The following is an 18,713-nucleotide window of genomic DNA, read 5'->3' as shown; positions in this document are numbered from 1 at the left end:
TTACTCCTGGTCAGCGCGCGATCAGGATCGCGCGGAAATCGTTCACATTGGTCATGGTGGGGCCCGTGACGACGGCGTCGCCGAGCGCTTCGAAGAAGCTGTGCCCGTCGTTGGCGGCCAGCGCATCCTGCGGGCGGATTCCCAGTCTCCACGCGCGCTGCAGCGTGTCGGGCGTGACGATGGCGCCGGCGATGTCTTCCTGGCCGTCCACGCCATCGGTGTCGCCGGCGAGCGCATAGACGCCCGCCTTGCCGCGCAGCGTGAGTGCGAGCGACAGCAGGTATTCGACGTTGCGTCCGCCGCGCCCCTTGCCGCGCACCGTCACGGTGGTCTCCCCGCCAGAGAGCAGCACGCACGGCACCGGGAACGGCTGGCCATGGTTGGCGACTTCGAGCGCGATGCCGCCGAGTACCTTGCCGACCTCGCGCGCCTCGCCCTCGATCGCACCGCCGAGCACGAATACGGGCAGCCCAGCGTTCCGCGCGACTTGCGCAGCCGCTTGCAAGGCTAGCCGCGGCGTGGCGATCAATGCGGTTTGCATGCGCGGCAGGCGCGGATCGCCGGGCTTGATGGTTTCCGCCGCGTCGGAGGCCAGGGCATCGAGCACATGGCGCGGCACGTCGATGCCGTAGCGCCGGATGATGTCGCTGGCGTCGTCGCGCGTGGTGGGGTCGGCTACCGTCGGGCCGGAGGCGATATCGATCGGGTCGTCGCCGGGCACGTCCGACAGCAGCAGGTTGCAGACGCGCGCCGGGTGGCACGCCGCCGCCAGCCGGCCGCCCTTGATCGCGGAGAGATGGCGGCGCACGCAATTCATCTCCGTGATCGTCGCGCCGCAGGCGAGCAGCGCGCGATTGATCGCCTGCTTGTCTTCCAGCGACACGCCGGCCAGCGGCAACGGCAGCAGCGAAGAACCACCACCCGACACCAGGCAGATCACGAGGTCGTCTTCCGTCAGGCCCGAGACCATTTCGAGCATCCGGCGCGCTGCGTGAAAGCCAGCCGCATCGGGCACCGGGTGCGCCGCTTCGACGATCTCGATGCGCTCGCACGGCACCGCGAAACCGTAGCGGCTCACCACGAGCCCTTCGGCGGGCCACGGCCATGCGGCCTCGAAGGCATGGGCCATGGCCGCCGAGGCCTTGCCCGCGCCGATTACCAGCGTGCGGCCGCGTGGCCGTTCGGGCAGGTGGGCGGCGAGCGTCAGCGAGGGCTGCGCGGCGTCGATGGCGGCGCGGAACATGTTCTGGAGCAGCGCACGGGCCTGCAGGGCATCCATGGTCGGTTCCGTCATTTCAGTGCTGGAGTCCGGCGTGCGCATCCGCGACGCGGGTCATGCGGGTGCCGATCGCCGCCGCTTCCGGCTGCCGACCCTCGCCCGGCTCCTCGTCGACGACCTTGCCGTCCAGCGCATCCTGCAGGCGCTGCTGATCGACTGCGCCGACCCAGCGTGCAATCGCAAGCGTGCCCACCGCATTGCCAATCGTGTTGGTGATGGCACGCGCTTCCGACATGAAGCGGTCCACGCCAAGCAGCAGTACCATGCCGGCCACGGGGATCTTGCCGAGCGAGGCCAGTGTTGCCGCCAGCGTGATGAAGCCCGACCCGGTCACGCCCGCCGAACCTTTCGACGTCAGCAGCAGCACACCGAGCACTACGATCTGGTCCATCAGCGTCAGCGGCGTATTGGTGGCCTGCGCGATGAAGATCGCGGCCATGGTGTAGTAGATGCACTGGCCATCCGGGTTGAACGTCAGGCCGGACGGCACCACCAGGCCGACAACCGGCTTGGACACGCCGGCGTTCTCCAGCTTGCGCATCAGCTGCGGCACCACCGATTCCGACGAGCTGGTGCCGAGCACGGTGAACAGTTCGTCGCGGATGTACTTGAGGAACCTCCACAGGCTGAAGCCGGACACCCGTGCCACGCCGCCGAGCACGATCACGACGAACAGGAAGCAGGTCAGGTACATCGTGCCCATCAGCTTGCCGAGCGATACCACCGAGCCCAGGCCATACTTGCCTACGGTAAAGGCCATGGCGCCAAACGCGGCGATGGGCGCGAGGCGCATGATCATCCCCACGATCGTGAAGACGCCGTGCGTGAAGGACTCCAGGAAGTCGACCACGGGCCTGGCGCGCGCGCCGATATGCGACAGCGCAATGCCGAACAGCGTGGCGAACACCAGGATCTGCAGGATGTCGTTGCGCGCCAGCGCGTCGATCACGCTCGACGGCACCAGGTTCATCAGGAATTCCATGAACGTATGCGGCTGCTCGGCGGCGTGCGTGTAGCTGGCGATGGCCTTGGCGTCGAGGTGCGAGGCATCGACATTCATGCCGGCGCCGGGCTGGACCACGTTCACGACGATCAGGCCGAGCGCAAGTGCGAACGTGGACAGCAGTTCGAAATAGAGCAGCGCCCGTACACCGACGCGGCCCAGCTCCTTCATGTTTTCCATGCGGGCGATGCCCAGCACCACGGTCGCAAAGATGATCGGTGCGAACACCATCTTGATGAGCTTGATGAACACATCGCCAAGCGGCTTCAGGCTGCTGCCGATATCGGGCGCCCACACGCCGAGCAAGACGCCAGCTGTCACGCCGATCAATACCTGGACATACAGCTTTCCTAGTAGCCGTTGAATCATTGCTGTCTCCTGCTGGTTCTGCGGAATGCGCCTGCGGACGCCGCTCTTGGGGGCGGTGGTGTGCCTCCGCAGGGCCAGGTGTGCCTGGCATGGCCCGGCGAGCGCCGGGCGGTGGTACGGCTCAGGCCGCCTTGACCTGCTGGTTCGCGGCGAGGTAGTCGCAGACGGCCCGGGTCACGTCCACCGTGCGGGCCTTGCCGCCGAGGTCGCCGGTATGCAGCGCGGGGTTCGCGGTAACGGCTTCGATGGCGGCCATCAGACGCTGTGCGGCGGCTTGCTCGCCGAGGTGTTCCAGCAGCATCACGACCGACCAGAAGGTGCCGACCGGATTGGCCAGGCCCTTGCCCATGATGTCGAACGCCGAGCCGTGGATCGGCTCGAACATGGATGGGTAGCGGCGCTCGGGATCGATATTGCCGGTCGGCGCGATGCCAAGGCTGCCCGCGAGCGCGGCGGCCAGGTCGCTCAGGATATCGGCGTGCAGATTGGTGGCGACGATGGTGTCGAGCGTCTTCGGACGGTTGACCATGCGCGCGGTGGCGGCATCGACCAGCTCCTTGTCCCACGTGACGTCCGGGAAATCCTTCGCGACCTGCACGGCCACCTCGTCCCACATCACCATGGCGTGGCGCTGCGCGTTGGACTTGGTGATGACCGTCAGCAGTTTGCGCGGACGCGATTGCGCCAGCCTGAAGGCGAAGCGCAGGATGCGTTCGACGCCGACGCGGGTCATCATCGACACGTCGGTCGCGGCTTCGATCGGATGGCCCTGGTGGACGCGGCCGCCCACGCCCGAGTATTCGCCTTCGGAGTTCTCGCGCACGATGACCCAGTCGAGGTCCTCCGGCGCGCAACGCTTGAGCGGGCCGTCAATCCCGGGCAGGATGCGCGTGGGGCGCACGTTGGCGTACTGGTCGAAGCCCTGGCAGATTTTCAGGCGCAGGCCCCACAGCGTGATGTGGTCGGGAATCTGGTTGTCGCCGGCCGAGCCGAACAGGATCGCGTCCTTGTCGCGCAGCGCCTCGAGCCCGTCCGCCGGCATCATCGCGCCATGCTGGCGGTAGTAGTCGCCGCCCCAGCCGAAGTCCTCGAACTCGAAGCGAAAGCCCGCGCCCGCGGCGGCCAGCGCTTCCATGACTTCGCGCCCGGCCGGCACCACCTCCTTGCCAATGCCGTCGCCCGGAATCGTTGCGATCTTGTACGTCTTCATCTTTCGTCTCCTGTCGGGATCACCGCTGAATTGCGTGACGGGATTCTGGCCGGTAGACGAGGTTTTGGATCGGCGCTAGAGTTAAACCATTATTAACTTGAAGTTAACAGCGACATGGCCACCACGAGCGGTATCCAGCCGTCGGAACTGGGCTTTTTCGCCTCGGTGGCGACGGCCGGCAGCCTGAGCGCCGCCGCGCGCGACCTGGGCATCACCACGGCGGCGGTCAGCAAGCGGCTCGCTCAGATGGAATCGCGCATCGGCATGCCGCTGGTGACGCGGACGACGCGGCGCATGAGCCTGACGCCGGAGGGCGAGGTGTTCCTGGAGCATGCGCGGCGGATCCTGGGCGAGATCGACGACTTGCAGCAACTGCTCACCAGCGCGAGGGGCCGGCCCAGCGGGCTCCTGCGCGTCAATGCCACACTCGGCTTCGGCCGCATGCATGTGGCGCCCGTGATCTCGGAATACAGCCGCAAGTACCCGGACGTCGACGTGCAGCTGCAGCTCTCGGCCGACCCGCCGCCGCTGACCGAAGACGCCTTCGACGTCTGTGTGCGCTTTGGCGAGCCGCCCGACGCCCGCATCGTTGCCAGGCTGCTGGCGCCCAACCGCCGCCTGCTGTGCGCGTCGCCGAAGTACCTGCGCGAGCGTGGCGTGCCGCAGACGCCGTCGGAGCTGCTGCGCCATAACTGCATCGGCATCCGCCAGGGCAGCGACGCCTATGGCGTATGGCGCCTGACGCCGGTGAAGAGCGGCAAAGGGCGCACGGAGTCGATCCACGTGCGCGGCAACGTCACGACGAACGATGGCGAGATCGCCGTGCACTGGGCGCTGGAAGGCCACGGCATCGTCATGCGCGCGGAGTGGGATATCGAGCGCTACCTGCGCAGTGGCCGGCTGGTGCAGGTACTGCCGCAGTACGCGACGCCGGAGGCGAATATCTATGCCGTGTACCAGCAGCGCCACCAGTTGTCGTCGCGCATCCGGCTTTTCGTCGAATTCCTGGCGCTGAAGTTCAGCGCGTTCGGCAAGTAGGCAAGACGGCCGGCTTTCCCCCGCGGGCTGGCCCACTGCGTACAATGCGGGGCTCGACTCCTGGGATGATGTCCGTGAAGAAAACCGATCTCGAAAAGAACAAGGGCCTGAAGATCAACAACAACATGAAGCAGGCAGGCGCCAACCGCGCCGGCGCTTTGCCGAAGACGAAGGGCCAGCAGAACGCCGGCAAGACCGGCCTGCTTGGCAAGCTGCTCGGCAAGGCGCTGCCGCCGGAGAAGGCGAAGGACTGATGTGCAGGCTCCGGCTCGCGCGCGTCGGTGTGCCGCGCCGGGCCGATCCTAGGCTGACCGGGCGCCGTGCGCGGCCTGGGGCAGTGCCAGGGCCAGCCTGGCGCCGACTTCGGCGTTGTGTTTCACCAGCGCGATATTGGTCGCAAGGCTGCGCCCCCCGGTGAGCGCCTTGATGCGCGCCAGCAGGAACGGCGTCACCGCCTTGCCGGTGATGCCTTGCACGCGGGCTTCATCGAGCGCCTGCTGTGTCAAGGCATCGATCTCCCCTGACGGCATCGCTGCCGACTCCGGCACTGGCGTGCTCAGCAGCACGCCGCCCGCGAGGCCCAGATCCCATTTGGTGCGGATGAAACGCGCCTGGTCAGCGGGATCATCCAATCTGTAATCCGCACGAAAGCCGCTGTCGCGCGTGTAGAACGCCGCGAAATTGTCTTGCTCGCAACTGAGCACCGGCACGCCATGGGTTTCGAGATACTCGAGCGTGAGCCCGATATCGAGGATCGACTTCGCGCCGGCGCACACCACCGCCACCGAAGTCTGCGCCAGTTCCTGCAGGTCGGCCGAGATATCGAAGGTTTCCTGCGCGCCGCGGTGCACGCCACCTATGCCGCCGGTCACGAAGACTTCGATGCCGGCCAGGGCCGCGCAAATCATCGTGCCCGCTACCGTCGTGGCGCCAAGTTCTCCGCTGGCCAGCACGGCCGGCAGGTCGCGGCGGCTTACCTTGTGGGCTTGGCCCGAGCGGCCGAGCCGTTCAAGTTCATCGCCTGAGAGGCCGATGCGGATGCGCCCGTCGATCACGGCAATGGTCGCGGGCTCGGCACCGAGATCGCGGATCACGGCCTCAACCTCTCGCGCCGTGCGAACGTTTTCCGGGTAAGGCATGCCGTGCGCAATGATGGTCGATTCCAGTGCGACCAAAGGTCGGCCGGCGGCGCGTGCCTCGGCAACGGGTTCGCTGAAGGACAGCCAGGATCGGGCGACGGTTGAATCCATTCTGGTGTGCTCCGTGGTCGAACGCCGGTAGAGGCAGCGTGCTGCGCCACGCTGATGGACGACGGGACATCGCCCAAGCAATGTCCCGCCTTTCAGCCCTACACCTCTCTGGTCATCCCCTTCAAATCGATCCACTCGGCAAACTGTTCCTCCGTCACGTGCCCGGACGCAATCGCCGCCTCGCGCAGCGAAAGATTGCGCTTGACCGCCAGCTTGGCGATCTCGGCAGCCTTGTCATACCCGATATGCGGATTGAGTGCGGTCACGGGCATCAGCGACCGTTCAAGCAGTTCGGCAATTCGCTCACGGTCAGCTTCCACCCCTTCGACCATATGCTGGGCGAAGCTCGATGCCGCATCGGCCAGCAGCGTCACCGATTGCAGCAGGCTGTAGACGATCACCGGCTTGTACGCATTGAGTTCAAGCGTTCCAAGCGCATTGGCGAGCGTCACCGTAGTGTGATTGCCGATCACCCGGCAGCACACCATCGCCAGCGCTTCCGCCTGCGTAGGATTGACCTTGCCTGGCATGATAGACGAGCCCGGTTCATTGGCCGGCAACTGCAGCTCGGCAAACCCCGCGCGCGGTCCTGAGCCGAGCAACATGAAGTCGCGCGCGATCTTCAGGAACGATGACGCGGTGGTGTTGAGCGCGCCGGACAGGTCCGCCAGCGCGTCGTGCGCGGCCTGCAGGGCATAGCGGTTCGGCGCCGGCTCGAATGGCAGGCCGGTGTAGTCGGCCAGCGCGCGCGCGAACGCGGCGGCGAATCCGGGCGGCGCGTTCAGGCCGGTGCCCACCGCCGTGCCACCCTGCGCCACGGGCATCGCGCGCAGCATGGCTTGCTGCAGCCGCGACTGCGCGTCGGCCACCTGCGTCATATAACCCGAAAACTCCTGGCCGAGGGTCAGCGGCACTGCATCCTGCACGTGCGTGCGGCCGACCTTGACGATGTCGGCGAAAGCATCCACCTTGCGCGCGAAGGTCTGCTGCAGCAGTTCCAATGCAGGTAGCAGCTTCTGCTGGATCGCCCGCGTGGCAGCGATATGCATGGCCGTCGGGAAGCTGTCGTTGGACGACTGGCTCGCGTTGACGTGGTCGTTCGGGTGCACCGGCTTCTTGCTGCCCACCTGGCCGCCGAGCAGCTGGATGGCGCGGTTGGAGATGACCTCGTTGAGGTTCATATTGGTCTGGGTGCCCGAACCGGTCTGCCAGACCGACAGCGGGAATTCGTCCGGCCAGCGGCCTTCGATGACTTCGCCGGCGGCCTGTTCGATGGCGCCGGCCAGTTCCTGCGGCAGTACGTCCAGTTCGCGGTTGGCGCGCGCAGCGCACAGTTTCAGGATGGCGAACGCTTCAATCAGCGCCGGCGGCATTTTTTCAATGCCGATGCGGAAATTCTGGCGCGAGCGTTCGGTCTGCGCGCCCCACAGGTGATCGGCGGGTACCGGCACATCGCCGAGACTGTCCTTTTCGATGCGGGTGGCGGAGGGAGACGGTGCGGACATTGACAAGCTCCTGGCAACGGGGAGAGAGGTGATCTGCCGTGGCGCGGCATCACCGCCCAAGGCTGTCCTTCAGAATAGTGCTTGATCGTGCCCGGCAGCGCCGTCGCATGGGGTGGCAAGGGACAAGCCGGGGGATCCCGCGAAGCCGGATGCCGCAAGCGGACGCCGGCTCAGGCAGGCGTCGAGTGATGTGGCCGGCATCCTTGATGGCGCCGGCCCTGGATCCATGGATGGCTAGGCCGTCATCTTCAGGCACGCCTCCATGCAAGCCGCGCACGCGCGCGCGCACTCCTGGCAGTGTTCGGCATCGTGGCGCTCGCATTCCTCCTTGCACCACTTGCAGACTTCGGCACAGTCCTCGCAGACCAGCGGAGCGAATTCGCTGTTGCGCAGCATGTACGACGCGGCAAGCTGCGCAATGCCGGCACAGTCCATGTCCAGCGCGATGCAGCGCGCCATCTTGCGCACGTCAGGCTCTTCCAGGCACGCCGCGGCGCACTTGAGCGCGGCGGCGGCACAAGCATTGCAGGCGGCAATGCAGTCGGCGTAGCGGCGGGCGTTTTCCTGCACGGTGGGTCGGATCATGTGAGCGTCCTCCATTGGGGGTCGGTGACGGCAACAGGCAGAAACCCGCGGTGACTGAAACGGCAGTCGCGGGCAACCGTTATCCACAATAGCAGGCGCCGACGCGTCCTGCCGGGACGGGTTTGCTGCACAGCAGTGATCTACAATGCCGCCTTCGCCGCACGCCCGATCGCAGGAATGGCCATGGCAGCGGCACTAGCCGCCCCAAGCCATGCTCTAATCGGAAACACGGCATTCACATGTGGCAGGAAAGGAAGGACATCATGGGCGAGGCAAAACGGCGGGGTACCCCCGAGCAGCGGGCGGAAGAGGCGCGTGCGAAGAAAGAGGCCTTGCGCCCGGCGCAACTGGTCTGCGGCCATTGCAAGACAGCATTTCAGGAATTCGACGAGCTGGACGTGCCCGGCCTGCCCGGCATCGATGCCGTCTTTGGCGGACAGTGCCCGTCCTGCGGCAACGATGTGGTGGTCTTCAAGGGCGAGTCCAACGCCGTGGCCGAGGCCATGATCGCGTGGCAGAAGATGCTCGGCGCCGACGCGCAGCTGGGCTACCAGTCCAGCGACGGCCGTCATGTGGCGTACGAGCCTGGCAGCGACGGCGGCGAAGACCCCGGTAGCGCGGGCGGCACCCCGCGCGGCACGGTTCACTGAGCGCTGTCGACGGTCACCAGCTCCGGCGGGCCGATCTCGTACCGGCCCCGTCCGGCGCTCTTGGCGCGGTACAGCAGCACGTCAGCCAGGCGCAGCAGCTCGCTGTCCTGTATCGGGCCGCCGTCGTACAACGCCACGCCGATGCTGACGTCGACATCGGCGAACATGCCCTCGAACTCAAAGCGCTGCCCTACCGCGCACAGGATGGCGGTGGCCACGCTGCGCGCCGCGGCCGCGCTGCCGACGCTTTCGAGGATGACTGCGAATTCGTCGCCGCCGACGCGCGCCACCGCGTCCTGCTTGCGCACGCAGCCGAGCACGCGCTTGGCAAAAGCCTGCAGCAGCAGGTCGCCCGCCGCATGCCCGTGGATGTCGTTGACCGCCTTGAAGCGGTCCATGTCCAGGTACAGCAACGCCATCATCCCGCCGGTTTCACGGCAGTCCGCCATGGCGTGCTGCAGCCGGCTTTCGAACGCGCTGCGGTTCAATAGCTGGGTCAGGTGGTCGGTGCTGGAAATATGCGACAGGCGCAGGGTTTCCAGCTTTCGCGGCGTGATGTCCTGCACGTGGATATGCACGCCGACCACTTCGCTGCCATCCGCGCTCCACTCGGGGCGGTAGCTGGTTTCCATGCAGTGGTATTCAGGATCGCTGTCTTCGGACTCGAAGGTCACCACGGCACCCGCCAGCGCGCGCTGCAGGAACGGCTGGGCCCTGGCATAGCGCGTTTCGCCCAGCACTTCGCGCACGGTCTTGCCGCGCAGTTCGTCCAGCGTCATGCCGAAGGTGTGTTCATAGGCGATGTTGTTGAACACATAGCGCTCCTCCGTATCGACAAAGGCCAGCAGCGACGGCAGCGTGTCGGTCACGGCGCGCAGGCGCCGCTCGCTGCGGTCCAGTTCGTGGCGGCGGTCGCGCACGTCGCGCATCAGGCGGGTGAACGCGCGCGCCAGGTCGCCGATCTCGTCGCGATGCTGCCGCTCGGGCAGGCGTTCGAAGGCAGACAGGTCGGAGGCGCTGTCCCGGACCACCTCATGCAGCCGCGTCAGCGGCGTCAGCAGGTAGCGCACGGCCAGCCAGATGGACGCGGCCGCCAGGAGCAGCGCCAGCCCCGCCAGCAGCAGCAGGCGCTCCTGCATGCGGTGCAGCGGCGTGTAGGCCTCGCGCGCCGGGAGCAGCGCCACGAGTTCCCAGCCCGTGGTCGACATCAGGTAGCGCGAGACCACCGGGCGCGTGGGCGTCAGGAATTCCAACAGCGCGGCGCGGTCCTCCTGGCCGCAGGTATCGCCAATGGCGCGGGCGGGCTGGCGCGCCTGCGCCGGATCGGGATGCTGCACGTAGACCGGGCGGCTGCCTGCCGACACCAGGCAGTAGAAGCCCGTGGTCCCGAGCCGGTTGTGCAGGACTTCCGCGAGAAAGTTGGAGCTCGACAGGTCGAGCCAGCCACCCACCAGGCCGGCAAACTGCCCTTGCGCCGACAGGACCGGCACCGCCACGATCACGCCCAGGCGGTCGTTGGTGCGCGCCCGGATCGGCGGGCTGACCACAGGCGCGTGCGTGCGTGCCGCTTCGCGGAAATAGCCGCGGTCGCCGACTTCGGCGAGCATGCCGCCGTCGCCCAGCGCGGTGCCGCGCGCGTCGGCCACCATCAGGCCGTTGAACGCGCCAGGAACGGGAATGGCGCGCCGGACCTGCGCCAGTGCCTGGATCAGCGCGGCGTGCGACTGCGTGCCGCGCGCCATGGCGAGCAGGCCGCCAAGCTGTCCGGCCTGCTGCTTCAGCAGCATGATGCGGTCTTGCATGGCGGTGTCGAGCTGGTCGGCGGACAGCTTGACGATCGAGTCCTGCTCGTCCTGGAGCACGTCATGCAGGTCGCGGTGCACCGCGTACAGCGAAGTGAGCACGATGCCCGTGCCGAACACCGCGGCCAAAACCGTGGTGATCAACGCGATACGCGCTTTCAGCGTGGGCAAGAAGACGGGCATGCGGGGGCGATGTTCGGGATTCGGCTTGCCGCGGGCCGTGTCCGCGCAGGCGGGGGCGCGATGAAACGCAAGCGGCACAACCCTACCATACCCGGCGGCGTCACGGCAGGTAGGCAATGTGTGTGGGGTGACATTGCCCACCTGCCGGGCTGTCCCGTTGGGAGAACGGGGACGGTGCGGTGCGGTGCGGTGCGGTGCGGTGCGGTGCGGTGCGGTGCGGTGCGGTGCGGTGCGGGACTGTGCGCGTGCGACGTGCCAAGGTATAGTGCCGCGATGCCTGCAAGGGCGCGGGCATATGCCGCGCGGCAATCCACGAATCCCGTCCGCCATGAAACTGCGTTTGCCCTCGTCCGCCGTGCCCGTGTTGCTCGCGCTGCTGGTTGCAGCGGGCGGCACGCTGCTGACGGCGGCGGCCTGGCGGCAGGCGGCGCAACCCGAACAGCGCCTGGCGCAGCAGCGCTTCGACGCGCTGCTGGCCGATGCCACGGTCGCGCTGCGCGCGCGGCTGCAGGAAAACGACCAGTTGCTGCGTGGCGTGGCAGCGCTGATGACGGCCCACCCGGCCACGTCGCGCGCCCAGTGGCGCAACTACCTGTACGCGGCGCAGTTCGACGAACTGCCGCCCGGCACGCAATCCGTCGGCTATGCCCCGGCGGTCCCACGCGATGGCGCGGCCCGCCTGGCCGCCGCCGCGCGCCGCGACGGCCTGCCCGATTTCAGCATTACGCCGCCAGGGCTGCGCGATCTCTACGTGCCCGTCTTCTATATCGAGCCACTGGCCGGGCGCAACGCCCGGATGCTCGGCTTCGACCTGCTGTCCGACCCGCCGCGCCGCGCCGCGCTGGAAGCCGCCCGCGACAGCGGCGAGCCGCGCGCGACCGGCGGGCTCGAGCTGCAGCGCGAGGCCGAGTCGCCGACGCACCAGCTTGGCGCGCTGGTGGCCCTGCCGGTGTATGGCGGCGAGGCGTTCAGCAATGCCGAGGATCGGCGCGCCGCAGTCATCGGCTATGTCTATACGTCGCTGCGGCTGGGCGACCTGATGCGCAGCGTGACGGGACGCGCCGCCAGCGAGCTGGTGCTGGCACTCCATGAAGGCCCCGTCAGCGCGCGCGGCCGGGTCTTGTCCGGCGATCTCACCGACGGCGAGCGCCGTGACGACGGGCACCTTCCCATGCTCGCCGCCGAGCGCCAGTTCGACTATGGCGGGCGGACCTGGACCTTGCGCGCGGCGTCGCGCCCGGCATTCGAAGCGGCCCAGGGCACCAACCGCGCCCGCATGGTGGCTGCCGCCGGGGCGCTGGCCACGCTGCTGGTGACGCTGCTGACCTTTGCGCTGGCACGCCAGCGCCAGGCCGCCCGGCAGGACGCCATCGCGGCCGACAACCGCCGCGAAGCCGACCACGCCATGCTGAAGGCCTGCATGGCGCTTGCCGCGGACGGCTTCCTGGTGACCGATGCCGAGGGCAGGGTAACCATCGCGAGCGCGCGCGCGGCACAGCTCTTCGGCACCAGTGCCGAGGAATTGCAGGGCCGCGCGCTGGCCAGGCTGGTGCCGGGGGTGGCCGGCATTGCGATGGCATCGGTCGCGCGGTCCGGACGGGCGTCGGCCCAGCGGGAGCTGGAAGGCGTGCGCGCGGATGGCAGCCGCTTCCCGCTGCGGGCCGGCATGGCGCGACTGCCCGGCAACGGTGCCGGCGAGCCCGCCCGCTCCCTCTGGATCCTGACCGACCTGGACGAGTTGTGGCAGGCGCGCCAGCAGGCTGCCGTGCAGGCCGGCCGCTATGCAAGCCTGGCCGACCACGCGCCCATGTCCGTCATCACCTTCGGTGAAGACGGGTGCATCACCGGCATCAACCGCGCGGGCCAGCACATGCTCTGGTATCCCGACCCAGGGATGGCCGTCGGCATGCGCTACGCCGACCTGCATGTGGCCGATGAACTGGCCGAACGCGCGCGCGAGCTGACCCGCGAACTCGGGGAAGCCGTCGCACCGGGGCTGCCCGCGCTGGTGGCGAAGGCCCGCCTGGGACTGGTCGACGAGCGCGAATGGACGTGGGTGCGCAAGGGCGGCTCGCGCCTGCCGGTGCAGGTGACGTTGTGCACGTTGCCGGCCGAAGACGGCCAGCCGCGCGCGTACCAGGCCATTGCCTGCGACCTGACCGAACGCCACCGCGTGGACGAGTACATCCGCCACCTGGCGATGCATGACGCGCTGACCGGCCTGCCCAACCGCGTCGGGCTGACCGAGCGCTGCGAAGTGCTGCTGCTGCACGCGCGGCGCCACGGCGAGCGCGTGGGCCTGCTGCTGCTCGATCTCGATCATTTCAAGCATATCAACGACTCGCTGGGCCATCCGGTCGGCGACGACGTGCTGCGTTCCATTGCCGACCGACTCAAGGCTGCCGTACGCCACGGCGACCTGGTCGCGCGCATGGGCGGCGACGAGTTCGCCGTGGTGCTAAGCGGACTGCGCCAGGACAGCGAAGCCGAGCTGGCCGCCTCGAAAATCCTGGCGCGGGTATCCGAAGCGCTCGATATCGACGGCCAGCGGCTGCGCGTGACGCCGTCGCTGGGCATCGCGATGTTCCCGACCGATGGCGAATCGCTGACCGACCTGCTCAAGTCGGCCGATGCCGCCCTGTACGCCGCCAAGCAGGGCGGCCGCGCGCAGCAGCGCCGCTTTGCCAGCGAGATGGGCGAAGCGGCCCTTGCACGACTCACCATCGAGGGGCTGCTGCGCCGGGCGCTGGACGAGCACGAGTTCAACCTGCGCTACCAGCCCATCGTCGATACCACCACGCTGGCCGTGACCGGCGTGGAAGCGCTGATTGCCTGGCAGACGCCTGAGCGCGGCACGATGTCGCCGGCCGAGTTCATCCCCATCGCCGAGCAATGCGGCCTGATCGGCGCGCTTGGCGAATGGACGCTGGCCACGGCCTGCCGCGACATCCAGGCGCTGCGCTTGGCGCTGGGCCGCGATATGGAGGTGGCCGTGAACATCTCGCCGCTGCAGTTGCGCCAGGCCGGGTTTCCCGAAGTGGTCGCGCGCTGCCTGCAGCAGACCGGACTGCCGCCGGCGAGCCTCGCCATCGAGGTGACCGAGGGGATCCTGGTCGACGGCGCCGAGACCACCATCGACACCTTTCACCGGCTGCGCGAGCTGGGCGTGCAGATCTCGATCGACGATTTCGGCACCGGCTATTCGGGCCTGCACTACCTGACGCGGCTGCCGATCAACCGGCTCAAGATCGACAAATCATTCGTCGACGACGTCGCCACCCCTGGGCATGATCAGGTCGTGGCGGCGGCGATCATCGCGCTCGGCCACCAGCTGCACCTCAAGGTCGTGGCCGAGGGCGTGGAAACCATGGCGCAGTTCGGATTCCTGCGCGAGCGCGGCTGCGATGCCCTGCAGGGTTACCTGTTCTGCCGCGCGGTCGGACCCGAGACGCTGCGCGAGGTGCTCGACAGCGGCTTCGAACGCATGATGCCCGCCGATGCCTGGCGCGAAGCGGACGCCGAAGTCGGCACTGAATCCGGCGAACCCGGTGAACCCGGACCCAAAATCAGCCGATAGCCCCATCGGAATAGTTTGCTGTTCTGATCAAGAATGACTTCGTGTGGGCGACCGCGAACCGTGATCGCATCCTAGGCAGTGGAGCAAGCGCTACGAAGGGAAGGCAGAGAAGTAGTCAGCGCCGCAGGCAAGGGCGCGTCGATGCGCTGGCCGGGACGATGCCTCGGTCAGCGCATTTTTCTTGGCGTTGGGGTGGCACGCCCATGCCCGACCGCGTCGCGCAGAAATGGGTACGCTACGTCCACGCGGACACACCGGGACGTTGCGCGGCAAGCGCGCGGAAGACTCAGGCTTGTGTCGGAGCCGGGGTTTCCGTATCCGGCGCGTGCAGGCGACGGTACAGGTCGTCGATGCGCTCGCGGCTGGACCGCAATTCTTCACGGCCCTGCTCGGTGAGCAGATAGACGCGGCCGATGCCGTCGCGCAATACGCTCTGCAGGTAGCCTTCCATCTGCAAGGCACGCAACAGCGGCCTCACGCTGCCGATATCGACCTGGAAGCCATATTCCATCAACATTTCTGCGAGCATGGCCACGGTCGCAGGGACTTCCATGGCGAACTGCAGGACGTAAACACGGGCGAGCAAGCCCAGGAACTGTCGTTTCATGTCGCAGGCAACGCGGAACGGTGAAGGCCGGTTGACGCAAGTTATGCAATGTGGAGCATCCGCGACCGGCGGGGATCGCCGTGGCAACTCGCAGGCATGCCGGCAAATGCCAAGCTTGCGCCTGGTTGCGGCAAAAAAGAAGCCGCCAGGTTCCTGGCGGCTTGTCGGGAATGCGTCGGAGGGGTCAATTAACTCTGGCGCAGACCAGATTTTAGTTTGATCGAAGTGCCATTGTCACGCGCCTGTCGCATATCCCCCTCTATGGAGGGGTGCCGCTGAAAGCTCCTTGCAAGGTCACGTCGCAGGGGTGCAAATGGATCGGCCAATTTCCATGCAAAAACGAAAGAAACTGCCGCTTTTCATGATGATTTATGCGTATTTCGCGAGATGCGCCGGTTTCGCCGCCCTGAATGAACGAGTCCGAAAACGGCTTGCGGCTGAACCGGACGAAGGCGTTTAATCCGCCATGCCGATGTCCAGACGCCAGACCATGAAACCCGCCGATCTTGTCCGCCTGCTCTCGCTGGCCGCTCTCTGGGGCGCCAGCTTCCTGTTTATCCGTATCGGGGCGCCCGTGCTCGGGCCGTTGACAGCTGCCTTCGTGCGGGTGCTGATTGGCGCGGTCACGCTCGCCGCCTGCCTGCCCTTGCTCGGCTTGAGCTGCGACATGCGCGGCAAATGGCCGGCCGTGCTTACGCTGGGCGTGGTGAATTCCGGTATTCCGTTCGCCATGTATGCCATTGCCGCGCTCTGGCTGCCGGCGGGATACTCCGCCGTGTTCAATGCCATGACGCCGCTGATGGGTGTGCTGATCGGCACCCTGTTTTTCGCCGAGCGCCTGACGCGCGCCAAGGCGGCCGGCGTGATGCTGGGCATTGCGGGCGTGGCAGTGCTCACGCGCACCGGGCCCGTGGCGTTTTCGGCGGACGTGCTGCTTGGCGCGCTGGCTTGCCTGGTGGCGACGGCTTGCTACGGGCTGGCCGGTTTCCTGACGCGGCGCTGGATCACCGAACGCGGCGGGCTGGACAGCCGCCTGGTCGCCGCCGGCAGCCTGGTCGGGGCTACGCTGTTCCTGCTGCCGTTCAGCCTTGGCTCGCTGGCGCAGCACAATACGCTGCCCGATGCCGGCGCCGGGGTGTGGGGCGCCATGCTCGGGCTCGGCGTGGTCTGCACCGCGCTGGCCTATATCCTCTATTACCGGTTGATTGCCGATCTGGGCCCGGTGCGCTCGCTGACGGTCACGTTCCTGATTCCGCCGTTCGGCATTGTCTGGGGCGCGCTGTTCCTCAACGAGTCGCTGTCCTGGGCGCACCTGGCCGGTGGCGCGCTGATCGGCGGCGCCGTGTGGATGGTGCTGCGCCCGACCCGGCCGCTACCGCAACCCGAGGCCGCGCGCGGCTGAGAGGCAGAGATTCAGGTGCTGGCGACGACGTTGTAGCGCTCGCGCACCAGCATCACCACGCGCCGCGCCTGGCGCAGGTTGCGCACCGCATCGGCTTCGGTGCGCTCGGGAAAATCGACTTCGGCGCTCCAGTTGCAGCCGGTATGGTCCGGCCGGCGCACGCATAGCGCGCGCAGCTGGCAGTCCTGGCAGCCCGGCTCCTGGCGCAGGCAGAGGTTGATCAGGCGCTTCAGTTCGGACCGGGGCTTGGGCAGTCGCTCCATGATCGGCTCCGCTAAGCGGCGCCGCGCCTGTCAGCCGGCTGGCGTTTCCGCCCGGCATTCCGGGCAGATGCCGTACAGGACCAGCATGTGTTCGCGCAGCGCGAAGTCGTTGTCGGCCGCGACCTGGCGCTGGCGCTGCTCGATTCTCTCGTCCCGGAATTCCTCGACGCGTCCGCAGCTCACGCAGATCAGGTGATCGTGGTGGCCGCCTTCGTTGAGTTCGAACACGGCGTGGTCCGACTCGAAGCTGTGGCGCAGCAGGATCTCGGCCTGGACCAGCTGGTTGAGCACGCGGTACACGGTCGAGAGCCCGGCGTCGTCGTCCTGCGCGAGCAGGATGCGGTAGACATCTTCGGCGCTCAGGTGGCGCCGCTCGCAGGTACGGAACACCTCCAGGACGCGCATGCGGGGCGACGTCGCCTTGAGGCCGGCGCGCTTGAGGTGGGCAGGATCGGACATCACGGTTGGCATGGCATGCGGCTGCGGGCGCCGTCCGCGGACGGCGTCGGGAAAACGGCTGAAATGGCTGGAAGGCGTCCGGAACGCCCTTGCGGTCCGTCCCGGACGTGGCGCCGTGCTGTACGGCGCGCGGAATAAAAAGGCGGCCTGGCTTGTCGACGGATGACGCGGTGGGGAAAGCGGGGTCTGGTTGCTTTCCCGACCATCCGGCGACTGGCTACTGCCAAACGCTCCGCGTTACGGAGCGGTCCCCACAAAAGTCGGTAACGGGATGCCGCCCTGCTGGCGACGATCCGGAAATTCTTTCCGGCAGTCCGGCGGGCTCGCCGCGTACCGCGACGGTGCCAGGCTGACCGGGTTGTCTGGTCTGCGTTGCCGCTGCGTCAGACAGTGATGTTATAGTAAATGGGAATCGATCTCATTACAAGACATGTTTTGAAGTTTTTCGTCCAGGTCCGAGGTGGACTGCAGGCTAGTCCGAACAGAAGACGCCGGGGCCTGCCACCATCGAATAGTCACCTCCCCTTCCGCCATCAATCGCTGGCCGTGAAGCCCGACGCCTCGACCACGGGCTTCCACTGCGCACGCTGGTCGCGGATCATCTTGCGCAGCGTGGCGCCCGATTGACCGTTCACCTCCATGCCCAGGGCCGCCATCTTTTCGCGGACATCCGTCGACCGGGTCGCGTCAAGCAAGGCCTTTTCAAGCTGCGCTACAGTCGCCGGCGGCGTGCCAGCCGGGACGAAGGCCGAGTACCAGCCCGATGCCAATTCAAACCCCGGTGCGCCGGCTTCAGCAAGCGTCGGTACATCGGGCAGCAATGAGGTTCGCTTCGTGCCGGTGACGCCAAGGAAGCGAATCTTGCCGGCGCGGTACAGCTCCATCTGGCCGCCAACGGCATCGATACCAAGCGGCAGCGTCCCGCCGATCTCGTCGGTCAGCATCATCACCGCGCCACGATAAGCGGTCGGCAACAGCGGCACGCCGATTTCCTTGCTCAGCGTCAGCACGCCGAAGTGGATGGTGCCGCCAAGCGTGACCAGCCCGACACCGCCCCTGGCCGGCTGGCGCTTCACCCACGCCAGGTATTCCTGCATGGTGCGATAGGGCTGGCCCGCCCCCGTCGACGCAACCAGCGGCACGTCCGCCAGATATGCGACCGGCACAAGGTCCTTGTCGGGATCGTAAGGCAGTTGCTTGTAGGTCAGCGGAAAAATGGTGAACGGCGGAGCGGGCGAGATCAGGACGGTCTTTCCATCCGGGTGCGCGCGCTTGACCGTGTCCAGCGCCAGCCGCGCCGAAGCCCCCGGGCGGTTCTCGACCAGCACCGGCGTGTTCAGCGATACGCGCAGCTTTTCCGCCAGCGTGCGCGCGAAGATATCGAGCGCGCCGCCGGCCGCGAAGCCGACTACGATGCGCGTGGGGGTCTCGCTGCCCGCGGCCGCGGCCGCATTGGGTACGGCGCTGACGCCGAGGGCCACGCTCAAAGCAGCCGCGAGGCGCCTCGGGACGATTCGGTACGGCATATTGG

At 67.4% G+C, this 18,713-nt stretch carries 16 protein-coding genes; 5 read left to right on the top strand and 11 right to left on the bottom strand.

Features of this window, described 5'->3' with window-relative positions:
* Window positions 1-10: 10 nt before the first annotated feature.
* From AC3FKG_RS05705 to AC3FKG_RS05695, 3 genes are all read right to left on the bottom strand, one after another.
* Entirely contained in the window at window positions 11-1,279 is a 1,269-nt protein-coding gene (locus AC3FKG_RS05705) for a glycerate kinase type-2 family protein (RefSeq protein ID WP_488742638.1), read from the bottom strand.
* Window positions 1,280-1,295: 16 nt separating this feature from the next.
* Window positions 1,296-2,651: a dicarboxylate/amino acid:cation symporter gene (locus tag AC3FKG_RS05700; protein ID WP_488742637.1), complete on the bottom strand. Its 1,356-nt coding sequence runs from the start codon at window positions 2,649-2,651 to the stop codon at window positions 1,296-1,298.
* Between the two features lie 121 nt (window positions 2,652-2,772).
* Window positions 2,773-3,861, bottom strand: coding sequence for a tartrate dehydrogenase (locus AC3FKG_RS05695; protein WP_483712656.1), 1,089 nt, complete (start codon window positions 3,859-3,861; stop codon window positions 2,773-2,775).
* A 114-nt stretch (window positions 3,862-3,975) separates the two neighbouring features.
* Between AC3FKG_RS05695 and AC3FKG_RS05690 the strand changes: the two genes are divergently transcribed.
* Both AC3FKG_RS05690 and AC3FKG_RS05685 read left to right on the top strand, forming a co-directional pair.
* Window positions 3,976-4,899, top strand: coding sequence for a LysR family transcriptional regulator (locus tag AC3FKG_RS05690; RefSeq protein WP_483712657.1), 924 nt, complete (start codon window positions 3,976-3,978; stop codon window positions 4,897-4,899).
* A gap of 68 nt (window positions 4,900-4,967) precedes the next feature.
* On the top strand, window positions 4,968-5,153 hold the full coding sequence (locus AC3FKG_RS05685; RefSeq protein WP_483714413.1) for a hypothetical protein: 186 nt from the start codon (window positions 4,968-4,970) through the stop codon (window positions 5,151-5,153).
* 48 nt (window positions 5,154-5,201) lie between these two features.
* Here AC3FKG_RS05685 and AC3FKG_RS05680 read toward each other — a convergent pair whose 3' ends face one another.
* The 3 genes from AC3FKG_RS05680 to AC3FKG_RS05670 all read right to left on the bottom strand — a co-directional run bounded on the left by AC3FKG_RS05680 (window position 5,202) and on the right by AC3FKG_RS05670 (window position 8,239).
* Window positions 5,202-6,149: a pseudouridine-5'-phosphate glycosidase gene (locus tag AC3FKG_RS05680; protein ID WP_483712658.1), complete on the bottom strand. Its 948-nt coding sequence runs from the start codon at window positions 6,147-6,149 to the stop codon at window positions 5,202-5,204.
* Window positions 6,150-6,247: 98 nt separating this feature from the next.
* Window positions 6,248-7,654 (bottom strand): class II fumarate hydratase, encoded by a 1,407-nt coding sequence (gene fumC, locus AC3FKG_RS05675; protein ID WP_483712659.1) that lies wholly within the window; start codon window positions 7,652-7,654, stop codon window positions 6,248-6,250.
* Between the two features lie 234 nt (window positions 7,655-7,888).
* Window positions 7,889-8,239, bottom strand: a complete 351-nt coding sequence (locus AC3FKG_RS05670; RefSeq protein WP_483712660.1) for a four-helix bundle copper-binding protein — start codon at window positions 8,237-8,239, stop codon at window positions 7,889-7,891.
* Between the two features lie 263 nt (window positions 8,240-8,502).
* On the opposite strand from AC3FKG_RS05670, the gene AC3FKG_RS05665 reads away from it, so the two are divergent.
* A complete protein-coding gene (locus tag AC3FKG_RS05665) occupies window positions 8,503-8,889 on the top strand; it encodes a hypothetical protein (protein WP_483712661.1) in 387 nt (128 codons plus the stop codon).
* Here AC3FKG_RS05665 and AC3FKG_RS05660 read toward each other — a convergent pair.
* On the bottom strand, window positions 8,883-10,874 hold the full coding sequence (locus AC3FKG_RS05660) for a sensor domain-containing diguanylate cyclase (protein ID WP_488742636.1): 1,992 nt from the start codon (window positions 10,872-10,874) through the stop codon (window positions 8,883-8,885). The genes AC3FKG_RS05665 and AC3FKG_RS05660 overlap by 7 nt on opposite strands.
* A 328-nt stretch (window positions 10,875-11,202) precedes the next feature.
* On the opposite strand from AC3FKG_RS05660, the gene AC3FKG_RS05655 reads away from it, so the two are divergent.
* A complete protein-coding gene (locus AC3FKG_RS05655; protein WP_488742635.1) occupies window positions 11,203-14,451 on the top strand; it encodes a bifunctional diguanylate cyclase/phosphodiesterase in 3,249 nt (1,082 codons plus the stop codon).
* A gap of 286 nt (window positions 14,452-14,737) precedes the next feature.
* Here the strand turns inward: AC3FKG_RS05655 and AC3FKG_RS05650 are convergent, their stop codons facing one another.
* Window positions 14,738-15,058, bottom strand: coding sequence for a PadR family transcriptional regulator (locus AC3FKG_RS05650; protein WP_488742634.1), 321 nt, complete (start codon window positions 15,056-15,058; stop codon window positions 14,738-14,740).
* A 490-nt stretch (window positions 15,059-15,548) separates the two neighbouring features.
* On the opposite strand from AC3FKG_RS05650, the gene AC3FKG_RS05645 reads away from it, so the two are divergent.
* On the top strand, window positions 15,549-16,460 hold the full coding sequence (locus tag AC3FKG_RS05645; protein ID WP_488742633.1) for a DMT family transporter: 912 nt from the start codon (window positions 15,549-15,551) through the stop codon (window positions 16,458-16,460).
* Between the two features lie 11 nt (window positions 16,461-16,471).
* Here AC3FKG_RS05645 and AC3FKG_RS05640 read toward each other — a convergent pair whose 3' ends face one another.
* The 3 genes from AC3FKG_RS05640 to AC3FKG_RS05630 all read right to left on the bottom strand — a co-directional run bounded on the left by AC3FKG_RS05640 (window position 16,472) and on the right by AC3FKG_RS05630 (window position 18,708).
* Entirely contained in the window at window positions 16,472-16,723 is a 252-nt protein-coding gene (locus AC3FKG_RS05640; RefSeq protein WP_488742632.1) for a hypothetical protein, read from the bottom strand.
* Between the two features lie 30 nt (window positions 16,724-16,753).
* Window positions 16,754-17,194, bottom strand: a complete 441-nt coding sequence (gene fur / locus AC3FKG_RS05635) for a ferric iron uptake transcriptional regulator (protein ID WP_483712667.1) — start codon at window positions 17,192-17,194, stop codon at window positions 16,754-16,756.
* 521 nt (window positions 17,195-17,715) lie between these two features.
* Entirely contained in the window at window positions 17,716-18,708 is a 993-nt protein-coding gene (locus AC3FKG_RS05630) for a tripartite tricarboxylate transporter substrate-binding protein (protein ID WP_483712669.1), read from the bottom strand.
* Window positions 18,709-18,713: the final 5 nt, after the last annotated feature.

The organism is Cupriavidus sp. 22TCCZM04-2 (genome assembly GCF_057798895.1).
This window is presented reverse-complemented; position numbering and strand designations above follow the sequence as displayed.

What these genes read in the sequence shown, in the direction of transcription:
- AC3FKG_RS05700 (WP_488742637.1), bottom strand. Translation starts at nt 2,651, where the DNA reads ATGATTCAACGGCTACTAGGAAAGCTGTATGTCCAGGTATTGATCGGC.
- AC3FKG_RS05630 (WP_483712669.1), bottom strand. Translation starts at nt 18,708, where the DNA reads ATGCCGTACCGAATCGTCCCGAGGCGCCTCGCGGCTGCTTTGAGCGTG.
- fur (WP_483712667.1), bottom strand. Translation starts at nt 17,194, where the DNA reads ATGCCAACCGTGATGTCCGATCCTGCCCACCTCAAGCGCGCCGGCCTC.
- AC3FKG_RS05640 (WP_488742632.1), bottom strand. Translation starts at nt 16,723, where the DNA reads ATGGAGCGACTGCCCAAGCCCCGGTCCGAACTGAAGCGCCTGATCAAC.
- AC3FKG_RS05705 (WP_488742638.1), bottom strand. Translation starts at nt 1,279, where the DNA reads ATGGATGCCCTGCAGGCCCGTGCGCTGCTCCAGAACATGTTCCGCGCC.
- AC3FKG_RS05650 (WP_488742634.1), bottom strand. Translation starts at nt 15,058, where the DNA reads ATGAAACGACAGTTCCTGGGCTTGCTCGCCCGTGTTTACGTCCTGCAG.
- AC3FKG_RS05665 (WP_483712661.1), top strand. Translation starts at nt 8,503, where the DNA reads ATGGGCGAGGCAAAACGGCGGGGTACCCCCGAGCAGCGGGCGGAAGAG.
- AC3FKG_RS05670 (WP_483712660.1), bottom strand. Translation starts at nt 8,239, where the DNA reads ATGATCCGACCCACCGTGCAGGAAAACGCCCGCCGCTACGCCGACTGC.
- AC3FKG_RS05655 (WP_488742635.1), top strand. Translation starts at nt 11,203, where the DNA reads ATGAAACTGCGTTTGCCCTCGTCCGCCGTGCCCGTGTTGCTCGCGCTG.
- AC3FKG_RS05660 (WP_488742636.1), bottom strand. Translation starts at nt 10,874, where the DNA reads ATGCCCGTCTTCTTGCCCACGCTGAAAGCGCGTATCGCGTTGATCACC.
- AC3FKG_RS05680 (WP_483712658.1), bottom strand. Translation starts at nt 6,149, where the DNA reads ATGGATTCAACCGTCGCCCGATCCTGGCTGTCCTTCAGCGAACCCGTT.
- fumC (WP_483712659.1), bottom strand. Translation starts at nt 7,654, where the DNA reads ATGTCCGCACCGTCTCCCTCCGCCACCCGCATCGAAAAGGACAGTCTC.
- AC3FKG_RS05690 (WP_483712657.1), top strand. Translation starts at nt 3,976, where the DNA reads ATGGCCACCACGAGCGGTATCCAGCCGTCGGAACTGGGCTTTTTCGCC.
- AC3FKG_RS05645 (WP_488742633.1), top strand. Translation starts at nt 15,549, where the DNA reads ATGAAACCCGCCGATCTTGTCCGCCTGCTCTCGCTGGCCGCTCTCTGG.
- AC3FKG_RS05695 (WP_483712656.1), bottom strand. Translation starts at nt 3,861, where the DNA reads ATGAAGACGTACAAGATCGCAACGATTCCGGGCGACGGCATTGGCAAG.
- AC3FKG_RS05685 (WP_483714413.1), top strand. Translation starts at nt 4,968, where the DNA reads ATGTCCGTGAAGAAAACCGATCTCGAAAAGAACAAGGGCCTGAAGATC.